Origin of the sequence: Pannonibacter sp. XCT-53 (assembly GCF_009915765.1) — a bacterium.
Lineage (GTDB): Bacteria > Pseudomonadota > Alphaproteobacteria > Rhizobiales > Stappiaceae > Pannonibacter > Pannonibacter tanglangensis.
Genome location: NZ_JAABLQ010000001.1, coordinates 647061 through 663212, shown reverse-complemented (window position 1 = coordinate 663212; position 16152 = coordinate 647061). Strand labels below are relative to the sequence as shown.

Here is a 16152-nt window from a genome sequence, read left to right as displayed (position 1 = left end):
CCGACGCATGACGGAGAGGGACGAGACCGGGCCGGTGCGGCGCGGGCCGCCGCCGCCCCGGGTGCAGCTTGCCCGCGCCAAGGTCAATCTGGCGCTGCATGTCACCGGCCGGCGAGCCGACGGCTACCATCTTCTCGACAGTCTGGCCGTATTCCCGGCCATTGGCGACGTGCTGCTGGCCGAGCCTGCCGACCAGCTTGACCTGGCGGTGGAAGGCCCCTTCGGTGCGGAGCTGCGGGACACGCCGCCGGAGGCAAATCTCGTCCTGCGGGCTGTGCGTGCGCTCGCGGACGCGCTGGCCATGCCCGTTCCCGCCCTGCACCTGCGCCTGACCAAGCGGCTGCCGGTGGCCTCGGGGATCGGTGGCGGATCGGCCGATGCGGCTGCGGCCCTGCGTCTGGTCGCCAGCCACGCCGGACGCGACGTCCCCGCCGAGGTGCTGACGCGTGTGGCGGCCGCCCTCGGAGCCGATGTTCCGGTGTGCCTCGCACAGGCAGCCCGGCGCATGCGCGGGATCGGCGATGACCTCGCCCCGGTTCCGCCCCTTCCGCCCCTCGGTCTGGTGCTTGTCAATCCACGCCAGCCTGTGGCCACCCCAGCGGTGTTCAAGGCGTTGCAGACGCGGGACAACCCGCCGTTGCCGGATCTGCCCGAGGCCTTTGCCGACGCAAGGGCCCTGACCGGCTACCTCGCTGCCACGCGCAACGATCTGGAAGCGCCGGCGCAGGCCCTCTGCCCGGCCATCGGCGAGGTGCTGGAGGTCCTGCGTGCGCAGGACAGGGTTGCGCTGGCGCGGATGTCGGGCTCGGGAGCGACGTGCTTTGCCCTGTGCGCGCCCGGCGATGTGAACGCCCTGACGAACGACCTGCAGCGCGCCCATCCCGGCTGGTGGGTCGCCGGCAGCCCGGCCCTTCAGGCCTGACGTCCCGAGCCGATGCGCCAGTTCAGCGTGCCGGTCGGGCGTGCTGGTCCGGCGTGCTGCTTCCGTGCGGCTTGCCCGGGGCTGGTGCCCTGCTCCGCCTTTCCTGGCCTGCGTTCTCTGGCCTGCCTTCCCCGGCCCCTGCCGACGTCCGGCGGTCCACCCGGATCGAGCGGGCCGCTTGAGGATGTCCGGGCAGCGTCGGCGGCTCGGGCTCAGCTCACGCGGGCGATGCAGAACTCGACGGCGTCACGCAGCGCCTGACGATGCGGCGTATCGGGCAGCGCCTCCAGCGCCGCAATGGCGCTCGCGCCATAGTGGCGGGCCCGGCGGATCGTCTCGTCGATCGCCCCCAGCCTGCGCAGCAGCGCGATGGCATGGTCAAGATCGCCGTCCCGGATGTCGCCCTGTTCGAGGCAGCGCTTCCAGAACGCACGGTCCTCGTCGGAGCCGCGCTCCAGAGCGACGACGATCGGCAGCGTGATCTTGCCCTCGCGGAAGTCGTCGCCGACCTGCTTGCCGAGATCGGCGGACGAGCCACCGTAGTCGAGGGCATCGTCGACGAGCTGGAAGGCGAGACCAAGGTCCATGCCGTAGCGCCGGGCAGCCGCGCAGATCTCCGGGCTCTGGCCGGAGATGACCGGTCCGACCTCGGAGGCGGCTGCGAACAGCGCCGCCGTCTTGGCCTCGATCACCTTCAGATAGGCCGCCTCGCTGGTCTCGATGTTCTTGGCGGCACCCAGCTGCATCACCTCGCCCTCGGCGATGATGGCAGACGCCTCGGCCAGGATGCGCAGGGCCTCGAGCGAGCCGACATCGACCATCATCTTGAAGGCCTGACCGAGCAGGTAGTCGCCGACCAGCACGCTGGCCTGGTTGCCCCAGAGCTTGCGCGCGGCAAGCTTGCCCCGGCGCATGTCGCTCTCGTCCACCACATCGTCATGCAGCAGCGTGGCGGTGTGCATGAATTCGACGCTGGCTGCCAGGATGACATGGCCGTTGCCGGCGTAGCCGAACATGTCCGCCAGTGCCAGGGTCAGCATCGGCCGGAGACGCTTGCCGCCAGAATCGATGAGGTGCTTGGCAATGATCGGGATCAGCTCGACGTTGGAGCCGGCCTTCGACAGGATCAGTTCGTTGACCTTCTGCATGTCGGCGGCAACGAGATCCATGAGCAGCTGGATACCCGGCTGGGCCTGGCTTTTTTCGGCTGCGGAAGCGACAAGGGCTGCCAAATGCAACTCTCCCAAGGGCGTCTGGTTTGGGCGGACAATAGGCACCTCGGCGGTCCGGGGCAAGGGAGCATTCATTTGACAACCCGTTGAACAGGCTTGTCCACGGCTCAGAACCCGTCATAAACCTTTCACCCGGGCAGGATCTGGCCCGAGTTCACCTCATGCAGAGGCCGCGATCACCATGGAAGAACTGCTCAGAACGAATGATCCGGTGATCATTTCTGTTGTCGAGTCGCTGCTGGGCGAGGCCGGCATCGCGCATTTTGTCGCGGACGGGAACATGAGCATTCTGGAAGGCTCGCTCGGGGTCATCCCGCGTCGCGTCCTGGTTGATCGCGACGAGATCGAGGACGCACGCGGCCTGATGCGCGATGCCGGGCTCGGACATGAACTGAGCGAGCCCCGGGCGTGACGCCGGAGAGCGGCACCACCCGCGACGCGTTCCTGGGCGGCCTCGTGATGGTGGAACAGCCTGCAAAAGGCCGTCACCGGGCGGGTCTTGATGCCGTCTATCTTGCCGCTGCCCTGCCCGAGGGCACGTCGGGCCATGTGGTGGATCTGGGGGCCGGTGTCGGCACCGCCGGGTTCTGTGCCGCCGCGCGTCTGCCCGGCATCCGCGTCACGCTGGTCGACAATGATCCGCTGGTGCTGGAGCTGGCCCGCCGCAGCCTGACCGATCCGCTGAACGCGGCCTTTGCGGGCCGTGTCGCGGTGCTTGCGGCCGACATCACCGCCAAGGGCAGCGTTCGCCATGCTGCCGGCCTGACGCCGGGCATGGCCGATCACCTGATCATGAACCCGCCCTACTACCCCGCGCATCAGTTCCGCTCCTCCCCGGCCAGCCGCAGGGCGGACGCCCACATGCTGGACGAGCGCGGGCTGGAGCCCTGGGCGCGCACCGCGACCGACATCCTGCGCGAGGGCGGATCGCTGACGGTCATCTTCCGCGCCGACGGCCTGCAGGACGTGCTGGACGTGCTGCAGGGCCGCTTCGGCGCCATCGACATCATTCCCTTGCGGCCGCGCCCGGACGCCGCCGCCACCCGCATCCTGCTGCGCGCCATTCGCGCCAGCCGCGCGCCCTTGCGCCTGATGCCGGGCTTCGTGCTGCATGACGGTGACGGCTCGGACTTTCTCCCCGAGGCGCGGGCCGTGATGCGCGACGGCAAGGGGCTGGAGCTGCAGCCGAGACCTTGAGTGGCAGATTTGGGGTCAAACGCCACGGCCAAAGGGCTCTTCCCGTAGATCTTGGCACGAGGATGCTTCGGCAGCGTCACGACGACGATGACGAGGCAGACCTGACTGCATGAGAACTACAAAGGAGTACGCGCATGTCGGAAACTGATCCGCTTATCCAGGCCCGCCAGCACATCGAGAAACACCTGATCAAACGGGCCTCGACCGATGCCGCCTTCCGCGAGCTGCTGAAGTCCAACCCGCATGCGGCCATCAAGGAGCTGATCGGCTCCGACCCGATCCCGTCCTACAAGATCACCGTGATCGAGGAAGCTCCGGGCGAAGCCGTTCTCGTGCTGCCGCGGTCGATCGCCCAGGACGAACTGCCGGATGAACTGCTCGACTTCGCGTCCGGCGGCGTGAGCTTCTCGTCCTTCATCCTCTACGGCCCCCCGTACCCGGAAGGCAAGGGCTGCAGGAAGTAAGACACCTGGACGTCACCTGCATTGGCAAGGTGAAGTCAGGGCCGCCTTCCGCGTCGCATTGATGACGCCGGGCAGGTGCGGACCGCCACACTTTCTGGCACCGGACGGACGGGCAGAACTGACGCTCTGCCCGCTTTTTCATGCACCCGTCGGCGTCAATGGATCAGGAATTCGCCCTTGGCGTAGCGCACGTCCATCGGGCCGATCAGGTCCTTGTGCGCAACGCGGACCGAGTGGATCAACGCCTCGATCTCCCGCTCCCAATAGGCCAGGAAGCGGCGCAGCTCGGGGAACTGCGGCGCCTTGTCCTCGGTCTGCCAGACGAAGCTCTGCAAGAGCGCCGGATGGTCCGGCATGCGATACAGGATCTCGGCGGTCAGGATGCCGTAGCCGGCGAACTGGCGGCGGAAACTCTCACTTGCCTGCATGGATCACCTCTTGACGTGGTTGCCACGGGGAAAGTGTCACGCCGGCGAAGTAAACGCGCAATTAAGAAATCGACATATCATCTGAAAGTTCAATATGTTAGCAGCATGTCTGCATGAGTGCTGCCAGCATCCGTCAACGCGCGGCCGGCCCGCCCAGCGACTTCAGATAGGCCACGAAAGCGTCGATTTCCTCCGGGTCAAGGACCAGCTCGGGCATGTTCTCGTGGCCCGCGACGATGCCTTCGGCAAGGCTCTCCTCCAGCTGCTCGACCGGATAGCGCCGCCACAGGTCGCGGAAGGCCGGCGCCGTCGCCATGGGGCTGCGGTCGTTCAGGCCAAGGGCGTGACAGGCGCTGCAGTTCATCTCGGCGATCCCGCGCCCCAGCTCGACCTGGCTCAGCTCCGCCTGGGGTCCCGTGGGGGCAGCAGCGAGGGTCTGGCCGGACGCGGCACCAGCTGTCGCAGCAGCACCGAGGCAAGCTGCGGCCCCCAGCAGCCCGACAACGGTCAGGCCAGAGACGGTCAGGCTGGCGATGGTCAGGCTGGCGATGGTCCGGCCGGCCCCCTGACGGCCAGCCGCACGAAGGCCTGCCAGCCGACGAACGACGGCAAGACCGGACAGCCGCTTCCGGTCCGTGCCGTGCGCCTCGTTCTCCCTGATCCCGAATCGCATCGCTCTCTCCCTGCATGCTGCGTGCCCCAGCAGGACACCGGCCTGCGCCCCGCACAAGTCCGGCAAAACCCCGAGCCGCGCCCGCACTGGCCCGCCCGAACTGGCCCGCCCGCCGGCACGCCCGCCGGCGGCACGGCCGCCTGTCCGGCGGGTGAGACGGTTTGCCGGCGGGCAGAACTTTCACTGCTGCCAAAGCAGCGCCAGCCCTTATATGCTGCTGCTGCGGGAGACCCCGCCAGATGCCGCCCCCTTGCGCCGGAGAGCGGCCGATGTTCCGGGAGACGCCATGACCGACGACGTTCCAGCCGAGCTGCCTGCCTCCATCGACGCTACGCTTGCCCTGCTCGACGCCGGCGGCTACGTCGCCGACCGGGCGCTGGCGACGGTCCTGCACCTGTCGCTGCGCATGGGCCGGCCGCTGTTCCTCGAGGGGGAAGCCGGCGTCGGCAAGACCGAGATCGCCAAGGTCCTGGCGACGACCCTCGGCCGCGATCTCATCCGCCTGCAGTGCTACGAGGGGCTGGACATTTCCGCCGCCGTCTACGAGTGGAACTATGCCGCGCAGATGGTGGAAATCCGCGTTGCCGAGGCCTCCGGCGACACCGACCATGCCACCTTGTCACGGTCCATCTTCGATGAGCGCTTCCTCATCAAGCGCCCGGTTCTCAAGGCCCTGGAACCTTCGCTGAAGGGACCGCCGGTGTTCCTGATCGACGAGCTGGACCGCGCGGACGAGGCCTTCGAGGCCTTCCTGCTGGAAGTGCTGTCCGACAATCAGGTGACGATCCCCGAGCTTGGCACCATCCGCGCCGCCGAGCCGCCGATCGTCATCCTCACCACCAACCGCACGCGCGAGATCCATGACGCGCTGAAACGGCGCTGCCTCTACCACTGGGTCGACTACCCGGATGCGGAGCGGGAGCTGGCCATCGTGCGGCGCAAGGTGCCCGGCGCGGCCGACCGGCTGACGGCGGAGATTGTCGCCTTCGTCCAGCGCCTGCGCGCCAGCGAGGACCTGTTCAAGCAGCCGGGCGTGGCCGAGACACTGGACTGGGCCACGGCCCTGACGGAACTCAACGAACTGGCGCTTGATCCCGACATGGCCTCCGACACGCTGGGCGTGCTGCTGAAGTATCAGGACGACATCGAGCGGGTGCGTGGCTCACGGCTGCGCCAGATCGTCGAGGACATCCGCAAGGAAGGCGCCCGCGACCTCGGCCAGCGCCCGGCGGGCGGGGCCTGAGCCGATGACCACGGCGGCACCGGCGACGACAGACGCGGAGCGGCGCGGACGGATGGTGGAAAACATCGTCCATTTCGCCCGCACCCTGCGCCGCGCCGGACTGCCCGCCGGCCCGGCCACCGTGGTGGACGCCGTGCGTGCGGTCGAGGTCAACGGCATCGAGAGCCGCGACGACCTCTACTGGACGCTGCATGCCCTGTTCGTGCAGAAGCGCGAGCACCGGGTGCTCTTCGACGAGGCCTTCCGCATCTACTGGCAGAGCCGCGGGCTGATCGAGAAGATGCTGGCGATCCTGTCGCCCGTCGCCCCGCCGCGGGGCGCGCCGGAAAAGGCCAAGGCCGGCCAGACCCGCGTGTCGCAGGCCTTCCAGGCCGCGCGCGAGCGGCGCGAGACTCTGGCCGAGCAGCCCGAGGTGGAGGTGGATGCCCGCTTCACCGTGTCGGGCCGGGAATTGCTGCAGGCCAAGGACTTTGCCCAGATGACCGCCGCCGAGATCGCCGAGGCGAAGGCGGCGCTGCGGGCCATGCGGATCCCGAAGGACCTGATCCTGCATCGCCGCCGGGTCGCCGCCCCGCGCGGCCAGATCGATCCGCGCCGCACATTGCGCGCGTCCCTGCGCGCCGGTGGTGCCATCATCGACCTGAAGCACCGGGCGCGGCAGGAAAAGCTGCCCCCCATCGTGGCGCTCTGCGACATTTCCGGGTCGATGAGCCAGTACAGCCGCATCCTCCTGCATTTCCTGCACGGGATGACGGAGACCCGGCGCGACGTGCACACGTTCCTGTTCGGCACGCGGCTCACCAACGTCACCCGCTCACTGCGCATGAAGGACCCGGACGAGGCGCTGGAGGCCTGCTCGGCCGGTGTCGCCGACTGGTCCGGCGGCACGCGCATCGCCACGGCGCTGCACCTCTTCAACCGCCACTGGTCGCGCCGGGTGCTCTCCGGCGGGCCGACCGTGCTGCTGATCACCGACGGGCTGGAGCGGGAGACCGACGAGGATCTTGCCCGCGAGATGGACCGGCTGCACCGCTCCTGCCGCCGGCTGATCTGGCTCAACCCGTTGCTGCGCTTCGACGGTTTCGAGCCCAAGGCCCGCGGCATCCGCGCCATGCTGCCGCATGTCGACGAATTCCGCGCCGTCCATTCGCTGGAGGCCGTCACCGATCTGGTGAAGGCCCTGTCGGGAACCGGAAACACCGACGCGAAGGTCGATCCCAGAGCCTGGCTCGGGGGGCGGTAGGAGCGTCGCGCGGGACGGAGCGTCCTTGCCGCGCCCCGGCGCTCAGAAGATCCAGCCCCAGACGAGCGGCAGGAGCAGCGCGGTGGCAAGCGCGTTGAGGCCCATGGCAAGGCCGGCAAAGGCGCCTTCGAGATCGCTCATCTGCAGGGCCCGGGCGGTGCCGATGCCATGCGCCGCCGTGCCGATGGCCAGCCCGCGCGAGGCCGGATCGCGCACGCCGAGGAGCGTCAGCAGCAGCGGGCCCAGCGTGGCACCGATCACCCCGGTGATCATCACCAGCACGGCGGTGAGAGAGGGCAACCCGCCGAGCTTGTCGGCAATGCCCATGGCAACGGCGGCCGTGACCGACTTCGGCGCGAGCGAGGCGAGAATGTCCGGCCCGGCCCCGAAGAAGGCACCGATGGCCACCGCCGTTGCCGCCGCCACCGCGCCGCCCGTGAGCAGGCTGACCGTGATGGCAAGGGCCGAGCGCCGCACCCTCTCGATCTGCCGGTAGAGCGGCAAGGCCAGCGCCACGGTGGCCGGTCCGAGCAGGAAGTGGACGAACTGCGCGCCCTCGAAATAGGTGCGATAGTCGGTGCCGGTGACGAGCAGCAAGCCAACCAGCAACAGGACTGCCAGCAGCACCGGATTGGCAAGCGGGCTGAAACCGGCCCTGGCCGAGATCCACATGCCGCATTGATAGGCGATCAGCGTCATGGTCAGCGCCGTCAGCGGGCTGGCGGCGAGATAGACCCAGAGCTCCGTCAGGCTGGCCGGGGCGCTCATGACCGGTCCCCCGTCTCGCCCCTGCCCTCACCGGCACGGGCGCGCTGGCGGCGGGTGAGCAGATGCATCAGGACGCCGGTGACGGCGATGGCGATCAGCGTGCTGCCGAGAAGGGCTGCGCCCAGCGCCCGGGCCTCCTGCGCGATCAGCCCGACATGCAGCACCACGCCAACACCGGCAGGAATGAACAGCAGCGACAGGTTGGAAAGAAACGCATCCCCCACCCGCGTCAGGCCCTCCGGAATGCCGCCCCGGATGACGAGCCCGGCAAACAGCAGGATCATGCCGATCACGGGCCCCGGCATCGGCAGGCCAAGCCCGACGACAATCAGCTCGCCCGCGAGCTGGCAGACGAGAATGACAGTGAGATAGAACAACATCGCCCGCTCCGGCCCCTTCAGGAATCAAGGCTCCAGAGTGTGCGGGCCAGCCGTCAGGCACAAGGTGGCAATGGGGCGCGGGAAGAGTCCGCCTTGTTGAGCTGCCCGCCTTACGGCAGCGCCACGACCGGCGTGTTGACGGCGACGCGGTGGAACAGGTCGGCGATGTCGTCGTTATGCATGCGGATGCAGCCGTAGGAGACCGGGCGGCCGATGCTGTCGGGGCGGTTGGTGCCGTGGATGGCATACTCGCCGCCGGACAGGGTCAGCGCGGCAATGCCCATCGGGTTGTTGGGCGCGCCGCCGGGAATGCGGTCCGGCAAGGACGGGATGTCACGCTTCACTTCGGCCGGCGGGATCCAGGCTGGCTTGACATACTTGCCGTCGATGAAGGTCTGGCCGGTCCAGCTCTTGCCGCGCTTACCGACCGCAACCGGATAGGCGAGCGCCCTGCCCTGCCCGACCACCAGATAGAGACGCCGCTCGCCGTTGCGCACCACGATGGTGCCGGGGGCAAAGCGCGGATCCTCGAAATGCACCAGCGTGCCGCCCGCCTCGGCAGGACGGGTTGCCGTCACCAGCGCACAGACGGCGAGAAACAGCGCCACAGCCATCGAGAGCGGCGCAAGGAACGCGCTCATTGCCCCGGAGCGGGACGCGCGTGCCGGACGTGCCGCACTTGGTGTCGCAAAAGGGCTGGATCCGCCGTGACCTGCCATGGCCTCCACCTGTCTCTGCCGAGGGTCAGGGGCGCAGCCTAGCAGCCGCGCGGCGGTGTGGCAGCCATCGGCAGGGAAAAGATGAAGGAAGGGTTAATCGGTCCGGGCCACGGGCCGGAACGCGCCCTCACGCCAGTCGTAGAAGGCAAAGCCCGGCAGATCCGCGTCCCCGGAGGGCAGGAAGCGCAAGGGCCCGAGAACGGTCTCGAAGCGCCCGGCCTGCAGCGCCGCAGCCACGGCCATCCCGTCGGGACTGCCGGCTTCGGCGACTGCGGTCGCGTAGAGCTCCACCGCGGCATAGGCCGGAAGCGTGTAGCCCAGCGCCTCGTCCTTGCGTGCCCTGAGACGCTCGACCACCGGCCGAGCGCGCTCCAGGCCCGTGGCATCCGGAAGGAAGGCAACCCGGATGCCCTCCGCGGCCGCTCCGGCCGCGACCCCGTACTCGGTGCCCATCACCGCATCGCCGGCAATCACCGGCACCGACAGGCCGAGACCGTCCATGGCCGCCTTCAGGGCGCCGGTGTCGGCGCCATGGGCGGCCACGAACAGCGCGTCGATCTGTTCCCCTTTCAGGGTCGAGGCAAGACCGCGGAAATCCTTTTCGCCCGGCTCGAAGGTCAGGTTGACGGCCTCGCGCAATCCGCCGGCGTTGATCCTTTCCTTCACTGCATCGGACAGCGCCTTGCCGTAGGCGCTGCGGTCGGCAATGAGGGCGACCCGCGCTGCACCGAACTCGGACAGGAGCAGATCGGCAATCGCCCCGGCCTGGGCATCGTCGCGGCGTGCCAGACGGAACAGGCCCGGTCCGGCCCGGTCCTCCGTCAGGCGCGGCGACAGGGACGCGGGGCTGATCTGGACGATGCCCGCCGCCGCATAGACACGGGCTGCCGCCTGCGAGGCCGCCGAACAGACATGACCGACCACCAGACGTACCTTGCTGCCGACGAGCTGGTTGGCAACGGCTTCCGCCTTCTTCGCCTCGCAGCCGTCATCGACCGCCTCAACCTTCAGCTTCTGACCGGCGATCCCGCCACGTGCGTTGACGTCGGCGACGGCTTCGCGCACGCCGGACAGGAGCTGCTGGCCAAGCGGCGCGAAGGGACCGTTGAGCGGGGCCGCGACACCGATGACCATGTCGGCCGCTGCCGGAGCCTGCGACAGGGCGCTGCCCATGACCAGGGCCGCAAGTCCCAAAGCAACCCGTCCGATCCGCCACGTCATGCCCACTCGACCCCTGCCCGACACCTGACCGGGCTGCGGCCTGCTCCGCCCCGGCGCTACACTGTGTCCCTCCTGTACAGTCTGCTGCACGCGCGCGCATCCCTTAAGTGCAACCGGCCCGGCCTCAGCTTGCCCGGCGACGAAAATTTTCTCCAACCAGTCGTTTACCGCAAGGTGCCAGACTGACACGAGCGCGTTATATGCTGCCTCTCGTGGTCATCTGCCCCCTGTCCGGCGGCTGTCAGGCCCGTTTGTCCCGCGCTTCAAGCGCCAGCCGCAAGGGAAGACCTTTCCACCCATGTCCCAGTCGCATGCCGCAGATGCCTTGCCCGCCGTCGACGTCCCGCGCTTTCGCGAGGCCATGAGCCGCATTGCCTCCGCGGTGCACGTGCTCACCACCGACGGCGCATCGGGCCGCTGCGGGGCCACGGTGTCGGCCGCCTGCTCGCTGACCGACGCGCCCCCGGCCCTGATCGTCTGCGTCAACCGCACCAGCCGCATTCATGCGGCCGTGCTCGAGAACCGCGTCTTCTGCCTCAACACGCTGGCCGGCCACCAGAGCGCCCTGTCCGACATCTTCGCCGGGCGCGCCGGCGCCGACATGGAGCCGCGCTTTGCCGCTGCCAGCTGGGAACAGCTGGTCACCGGAGCCCCGGTCCTCAGCGACGCGCTGATGAGCGCCGACTGCAGCCTGCTCCAGGCCCATGACGTCGGCTCCCACACGATCTTTGTCGGCGCCCTCAAGGCGGTGCAGCTCGGCAGCGCCGCCGAGGCCCTCGTCTACAAGGGCCGCGCCTACCACAGCCTGTGACCGGCTGACCGCGACGCAGCGCCACCCTTGCGCTGGCGGCAAAAGCCGCGCAGGCTGGCCTCTCGCCGCTGCCGGTGTCCGTCGCCGCGCAGCTCCCCGAAAGCCCGCAAGCCCGCCCTCCGCGCGGGGCGCGAGGGAGGCAGACCTTGGCCAGACCGACAGGCGCGCCGCGCAACCTGATCACCGACGTGCCGGGGCTCTCCGTCGGCTGGGCCGATGACCATGATCTCAAGTCCGGCGTCACCGTGATCCTGCCCGACCAGCCGGCCGTCGCCTCGGTCGCCATCCATGGCGGTGCTCCGGGCACGCGCGAGATCGCCTTGCTGGAGCCGGAGCAGACGGTCGAAGCCGTCGATGCCATCGTGCTGGCCGGCGGCTCCGCCTTCGGCCTCGATGCCGGCGCGGGCGTGCAGGGACGACTGGCGGAAATGGGGCGCGGGTTCCAGGTCGGACCGGTGCGCGTGCCGATCGTTCCCTCGGCGATCCTGTTCGACCTGCTGAACGGCGGCAACAAGAGCTGGGGCGACGCTGCCCCTTACCGCGATCTCGGCCGCGCGGCGCTGGACACGGTCTCGCGCGACTTCCCGCTCGGCTCCCATGGGGCCGGCTGCGGCGCGACCACGGCCAACCTGAAGGGAGGCCTCGGCTCGGCATCGATCCGCCTGGACAACGGCGTGACGGTCGGGGCGATTGTCGCCGTCAACGCACTCGGACGGGCAACCGTCGGCGATACGCGGCATTTCTGGGCGGCACCCTACGAGCGGGACGGCGAGTTCGGCGGTCTCGGCTATCCCGCGCCGCTGCCGCCGGATGCCGTCGACGTGCGGACCAAGCTCGATGCGCTGTCGGCCGGCGCCAACACCACCATTGCCGCCGTCGCCACCGACGCGATCCTGACCAAGGCCGAGGCCAAACGGCTGGCCGTGATGGCCCATGACGGGCTCGCCCGCGCGCTGTGGCCGGCGCACACGCCGCTGGACGGGGATCTGGTGTTTGCCCTGTCGACGGGGCAACGCAAGCTCGAGCGGCCGATGGCGGACATGGTGCAGCTGGGGGCTGCCGCCGTGTCCACCCTCGCCCGCGCCATTGCCCGGGGCATCTATCATGCAACGCCGGCCCCGGGGGATCCGGTGCCGACCTGGCAGCAGCGGTTCGGCGGGACCCGCGCCTGAACGGCCACCGGTCGCTGCAGCCCGGGCGCGTGCGCGCGCCCGGGACAGGCTGGACGATCCGCCGGGAGGCGGCTTACTCGGCCGCCGCCATGAAGCCTTCCGGGCCCGTTCCGGCCACAAGCTTCTGCATCAGCTGGCTGCGCTTGGCCTCGGCCTTCTCAAGGTTGGCCTCCTTCACCGGACCGAAGCCGCGGACCAGATCCGGCACGCGGGCGATCTCGACCAGCAGGCCGTAGTTGGCCGTGCCGAGATGACGGGTGATCACGGCGACATCGGCGCTGTAGCTGTCGACCAGCGCGCGCTCGGCCTTGCGTTCGGCGCTGTAGCCGAAGATGTCGAGCTTGCTGCCGCGCAGCGACTTGAACCTCGACAGCAGGCGGAAGGCAGAGAAGATCCAGGGGCCGAAGGCGATCTTGGCCGGACGGCCGGTCTTCGGGTCCTTGCGGTGGGCCAGCAGCGGCGGGGCGAGCAGGACCTTCACCTTCTTCGGATCGTCGAACTGCGCCATCAGCTTGGTCTTGAAGGCCGGATCGGCATAGAGGCGGGCAACCTCGTACTCGTCCTTGTAGGCCATCACCTTGTAGAGCATGTCCGCGACCGTCTCGGTCAGGCGGAAGGTGCCCGGGCCATGCGTCGCATCGGCCTTGCGCAGGTCCGCCACCAGCGTGCTGAAGCGGGCCGCATAGGCGGCATCCTGATAGGCGGTCAGCTCGCCGACATAGCGGGCGATCTTCTCGTCCAGCGTCTCGGCCGCCGGCTTCTCCTGACCCGGCAGCGCCGAGAGGATCTGCTGCGGTGCGGCTGCCAGCACGCGCCCGGCACGGAAGGCCTTGATGTTGCTGGCAACGGATGCGCCGTTCAGCTCAAGAGCCGCCTCGATCGCCTCGGCCCGGACCGGCAGGCCGCCGGCCTGATAGGCCATGCCGACCAGCATCATGTTCGCATAGATGGCATCGCCGAAGAGCTTCTCGGCAACGCTGGCCGCATCCACGGGCAGGCAGGTCTGCGAGGCGGCCTCGAGCGACTTCAGCATGCGTGCCTCGTCGAAGGACAGCGTCTGCTTCAGCACGAATTCGGCCGTCGGCGCGACGCGGGTGTTGGCGACGCTGAGCAGCACCGCGCGGTTGGCCAGCGCGAGCTGCTCGGCATTGGTGGCCACCACCATGTCGGAGGCGATCAGCACGTCAAGCGCCGCGGTGGGCACGCGCGGCCCCTCGATCTCGCGCTCCAGCGAGGCAAAGCGCACGTGCGAGGTCACCGGACCGCCCTTCTGCGCCAGACCGGTCATGTCGAGCGTCGAGGCCTGAATGCCGTCGAGATGCGCGGCCATGGCCAGGACAGCGGAGATCGTCGTCACGCCCATGCCGCCGATGCCGGCGACGAGGAGGTTGCGGGTGCGTTCCAGCCCCGGCAGCGTCACCGGCGGCAGGCCGGCCAGCATCGCGTCGATGTCGAGGCCCTTGGTGGTGGCCTTGCGCAGCGCCGCCCCCTCGACCTCGACGAAGGACGGGCAGAAGCCCTTCACGCAGGAGAAGTCCTTGTTGCAGCTCGACTGGTTGATCTGGCGCTTCTCGCCGAACGGCGTCTTCAGCGGCTCGACCGACAGGCAGTTCGACTGCACCGAGCAATCGCCGCAGCCCTCGCAGACGCGGTCGTTGATGAACAGCCGCAGGTCCGGATCCGGGAAGGAGCCCTTCTTGCGGCGACGGCGCTTCTCGGCCGCGCAGGTCTGGTCATAGACGATGACCGTGACGCCCTCGACCGTCTGGAACTCGCGCTGCACGTCCATCAGGAAATCGCGGTGCACCACCTGGGTCAGCGGCGCGAGGTCGCTGCGGCCGATGTAGGCGTCCGGATCTTCCGAGACGACGGCGATGCGCTCGACACCCTCGGCCTCAAGCTGGCGGGTGATCTGCGGCACCGTCAGGTTGCCGTCATGCGGCTGGCCGCCGGTCATGGCGACGGCGTCGTTGTAGAGGATCTTGTAGGTGATCGGCACCCGGGCGGAGATCGCCTGGCGGATGGCCAGAATTCCGGAATGGAAATAGGTGCCGTCGCCCAGGTTCGCAAAGACATGCGTGTCGTTGGAGAAGTCCTTCTGGCCGACCCACAGCACGCCCTCGCCGCCCATGGCGATCTGGCCATCCGTGGTGCGGCCGGCCTGCTCGGTCATGGCGTGGCAGCCGATGCCCGGCAGCGAACGCGAGCCCTCGGGGGTCTTGGTCGAGGAGGAATGCGGGCAGCCGGAGCAGAAATACGGCACGCGCGCCGCACGTTCCGCGTGGCCCTGCGCCCACATCACCTGCATCGTCATCTTCTCGGCGACGCCGCGCATCTCGTCGCTAACCACCTCGTCGGGCAGGAACTTGAGCAGGGCCTGGATGATCTCGGCCGCCGACAGTTCCAGCACATCCGACAGGAAATGCGAGCCATCCGGCGTGCGCTTGCCCCAGATCAGCGGCCGCGAGCCTTCCGGCCAGTGATAGGAGATCGACTTGATCTGCGGTTCCATGAAGGCCCGCTTGTGCTCGACGACGAGCAGCTTCGACAGGCCGCGCCCGAATTCGGAGAATGCCTGCGGCTCAAGCGGCCAGGGCATCGCCACCTTGTAGACGGCAAGGCCGATGTCGCGGGCCCGGGCCTCGGAAATGCCCATCAGGTCCAGCGCCTGCAGCAGGTCGCGGAAAGCCTTGCCGGTGGCGACGATGCCGAAGCGCGGACGGCTGGCCCCGAAGGCGACATGATCAAGCCGGTTTGCCCGGACATAGGCCTGGGCCGCAGGCAAGCGCACATCGCGCAGCAGGCGCTCGGTCTCGAGACGGTTGCCGAGCAGCAGCACGCGGTTGAGGTCCTGGTCGTCACGCGGATCGAACTCGGGCCGCAGGAAGGACAGCCGCTCCGGACGCACCGAAATGGTGGCCGAGGCATCCATCGTGTCGGCAAGGCAGATGATCGCCGCCCAGAGGCCGGAAAAGCGCGACAGCTCGAAACCGTGCAGGCCGTAGTCGAGGACATCCTGGATGTCGGCCGGATTGAGCACCGGCATTTCGGCATGCTCGAAGAAGAATTCGCTCTGCGCCGGCAGGATCGACGACTTTGCGAGATGATCGTCACCAGCGAGGGCCAGCACGCCGCCGTGCCGGTCGACGCCGGAGGCATTGGCCTGCTTCAGCACGTCCCCGGCGCGGTCGACGCCGGGCGCCTTGCCGTACCAGATGCCGAAGACGCCATCGAAACTGGAGCCGCGCCCATGCTGGCGGACCTTCTGGGAGCCCCAGACGGCGGTGGCACCGAGTTCCTCGTTGACGCCCGGCTTGAACACCACGTCATGGGCGGAGAGGTGACGGCGGGCGCGGGTCAGCTCGGTGTCGTAACCGGCGAGCGGCGAGCCGCGGTAGCCGGAAATGAACCCGCCGGTCTTGAGCCCGGCCGCGCGATCCAGGCGCTTGCGGTCGAGCGCCAGGCGCACCAGGGCCTGGATGCCTGTCAGATAAATGCGTCCATCCGTGGCAGAATACTTGTCTTCCAGTGAAATGGACTTGCCGGGCTTGTTTTCGTGCGCAACGATGGGTGCGTGAGCGTTCATCGGATCCCCTCCTCGGCCGGTCGTCCGGCGGGTGGTCAGCGCCGTCAGAACTCAGCCCTTCTACCGACCAATATCCTCCTTTTCCGCAGCGAT

Annotated in this window: 16 protein-coding genes; 8 read left to right on the top strand and 8 right to left on the bottom strand. The window is 68.8% G+C overall.

The genetic code is table 11. From position 1 onward, the window contains the following. Positions 1–7: 7 nt before the first annotated feature. Complete coding sequence (locus GWI72_RS03055) at positions 8–922, top strand: 4-(cytidine 5'-diphospho)-2-C-methyl-D-erythritol kinase (protein ID WP_161675599.1); 915 nt, start codon at positions 8–10, stop codon at positions 920–922. Between the two features lie 212 nt (positions 923–1134). On the opposite strand, the gene GWI72_RS03050 is transcribed toward GWI72_RS03055, so the two are convergent. Next, positions 1135–2091: a polyprenyl synthetase family protein gene (locus tag GWI72_RS03050; RefSeq protein ID WP_244314265.1), complete on the bottom strand. Its 957-nt coding sequence runs from the start codon at positions 2089–2091 to the stop codon at positions 1135–1137. Positions 2092–2335: 244 nt separating this feature from the next. Between GWI72_RS03050 and GWI72_RS03045 the strand changes: the two genes are divergently transcribed. The 3 genes from GWI72_RS03045 to GWI72_RS03035 all read left to right on the top strand — a co-directional run bounded on the left by GWI72_RS03045 (position 2336) and on the right by GWI72_RS03035 (position 3815). Then, entirely contained in the window at positions 2336–2566 is a 231-nt protein-coding gene (locus GWI72_RS03045; protein WP_161707834.1) for a putative signal transducing protein, read from the top strand. Beyond that, positions 2563–3351, top strand: coding sequence for a tRNA1(Val) (adenine(37)-N6)-methyltransferase (locus tag GWI72_RS03040; protein WP_348272633.1), 789 nt, complete (start codon positions 2563–2565; stop codon positions 3349–3351). The genes GWI72_RS03045 and GWI72_RS03040 overlap by 4 nt, the downstream gene beginning before the upstream one ends. A gap of 134 nt (positions 3352–3485) precedes the next feature. Further along, positions 3486–3815 carry an NHLP leader peptide family natural product precursor gene (locus GWI72_RS03035; RefSeq protein ID WP_161707833.1) on the top strand — a complete coding sequence of 110 codons (330 nt, stop codon included), beginning with the start codon at positions 3486–3488 and terminating at the stop codon, positions 3813–3815. Between the two features lie 155 nt (positions 3816–3970). Here the strand turns inward: GWI72_RS03035 and GWI72_RS03030 are convergent, their stop codons facing one another. Together GWI72_RS03030 and GWI72_RS03025 are read right to left on the bottom strand one after the other, a co-directional pair. Further along, entirely contained in the window at positions 3971–4243 is a 273-nt protein-coding gene (locus GWI72_RS03030; RefSeq protein ID WP_161675594.1) for an usg protein, read from the bottom strand. Positions 4244–4376: 133 nt separating this feature from the next. Continuing rightward, positions 4377–4916 (bottom strand): c-type cytochrome, encoded by a 540-nt coding sequence (locus GWI72_RS03025; protein ID WP_209000044.1) that lies wholly within the window; start codon positions 4914–4916, stop codon positions 4377–4379. A 286-nt stretch (positions 4917–5202) separates the two neighbouring features. Between GWI72_RS03025 and GWI72_RS03020 the strand changes: the two genes are divergently transcribed. Next, positions 5203–6159, top strand: coding sequence for an AAA family ATPase (locus GWI72_RS03020; RefSeq protein WP_161707832.1), 957 nt, complete (start codon positions 5203–5205; stop codon positions 6157–6159). Between the two features lie 4 nt (positions 6160–6163). Further along, the gene (locus tag GWI72_RS03015) at positions 6164–7402 is read left to right on the top strand and encodes a vWA domain-containing protein (protein WP_161707831.1); all 1239 of its coding nucleotides are present in this window, start codon (positions 6164–6166) and stop codon (positions 7400–7402) included. A 42-nt stretch (positions 7403–7444) separates the two neighbouring features. On the opposite strand, the gene GWI72_RS03010 is transcribed toward GWI72_RS03015, so the two are convergent. The 4 genes from GWI72_RS03010 to GWI72_RS02995 form a co-directional block, all read right to left on the bottom strand. Then, a complete protein-coding gene (locus GWI72_RS03010) occupies positions 7445–8170 on the bottom strand; it encodes an LrgB family protein (RefSeq protein ID WP_161707830.1) in 726 nt (241 codons plus the stop codon). Continuing rightward, positions 8167–8550: a CidA/LrgA family protein gene (locus tag GWI72_RS03005; RefSeq protein WP_161675590.1), complete on the bottom strand. Its 384-nt coding sequence runs from the start codon at positions 8548–8550 to the stop codon at positions 8167–8169. The genes GWI72_RS03010 and GWI72_RS03005 overlap by 4 nt, the downstream gene beginning before the upstream one ends. Before the next feature lie 110 nt (positions 8551–8660). Beyond that, positions 8661–9191 carry a L,D-transpeptidase gene (locus GWI72_RS03000; RefSeq protein ID WP_161675587.1) on the bottom strand — a complete coding sequence of 177 codons (531 nt, stop codon included), beginning with the start codon at positions 9189–9191 and terminating at the stop codon, positions 8661–8663. A 171-nt stretch (positions 9192–9362) separates the two neighbouring features. Beyond that, positions 9363–10463: a branched-chain amino acid ABC transporter substrate-binding protein gene (locus GWI72_RS02995; protein ID WP_161707829.1), complete on the bottom strand. Its 1101-nt coding sequence runs from the start codon at positions 10461–10463 to the stop codon at positions 9363–9365. A gap of 325 nt (positions 10464–10788) precedes the next feature. Between GWI72_RS02995 and GWI72_RS02990 the strand changes: the two genes are divergently transcribed. Both GWI72_RS02990 and GWI72_RS02985 read left to right on the top strand, forming a co-directional pair. Then, entirely contained in the window at positions 10789–11301 is a 513-nt protein-coding gene (locus GWI72_RS02990) for a flavin reductase family protein (RefSeq protein WP_209000043.1), read from the top strand. A gap of 146 nt (positions 11302–11447) precedes the next feature. Further along, entirely contained in the window at positions 11448–12473 is a 1026-nt protein-coding gene (locus GWI72_RS02985) for a P1 family peptidase (protein ID WP_161675585.1), read from the top strand. A 73-nt stretch (positions 12474–12546) separates the two neighbouring features. Here the strand turns inward: GWI72_RS02985 and GWI72_RS02980 are convergent, their stop codons facing one another. Further along, the gene (locus tag GWI72_RS02980; protein ID WP_161707828.1) at positions 12547–16059 is read right to left on the bottom strand and encodes an indolepyruvate ferredoxin oxidoreductase family protein; all 3513 of its coding nucleotides are present in this window, start codon (positions 16057–16059) and stop codon (positions 12547–12549) included. Positions 16060–16152: the final 93 nt, after the last annotated feature.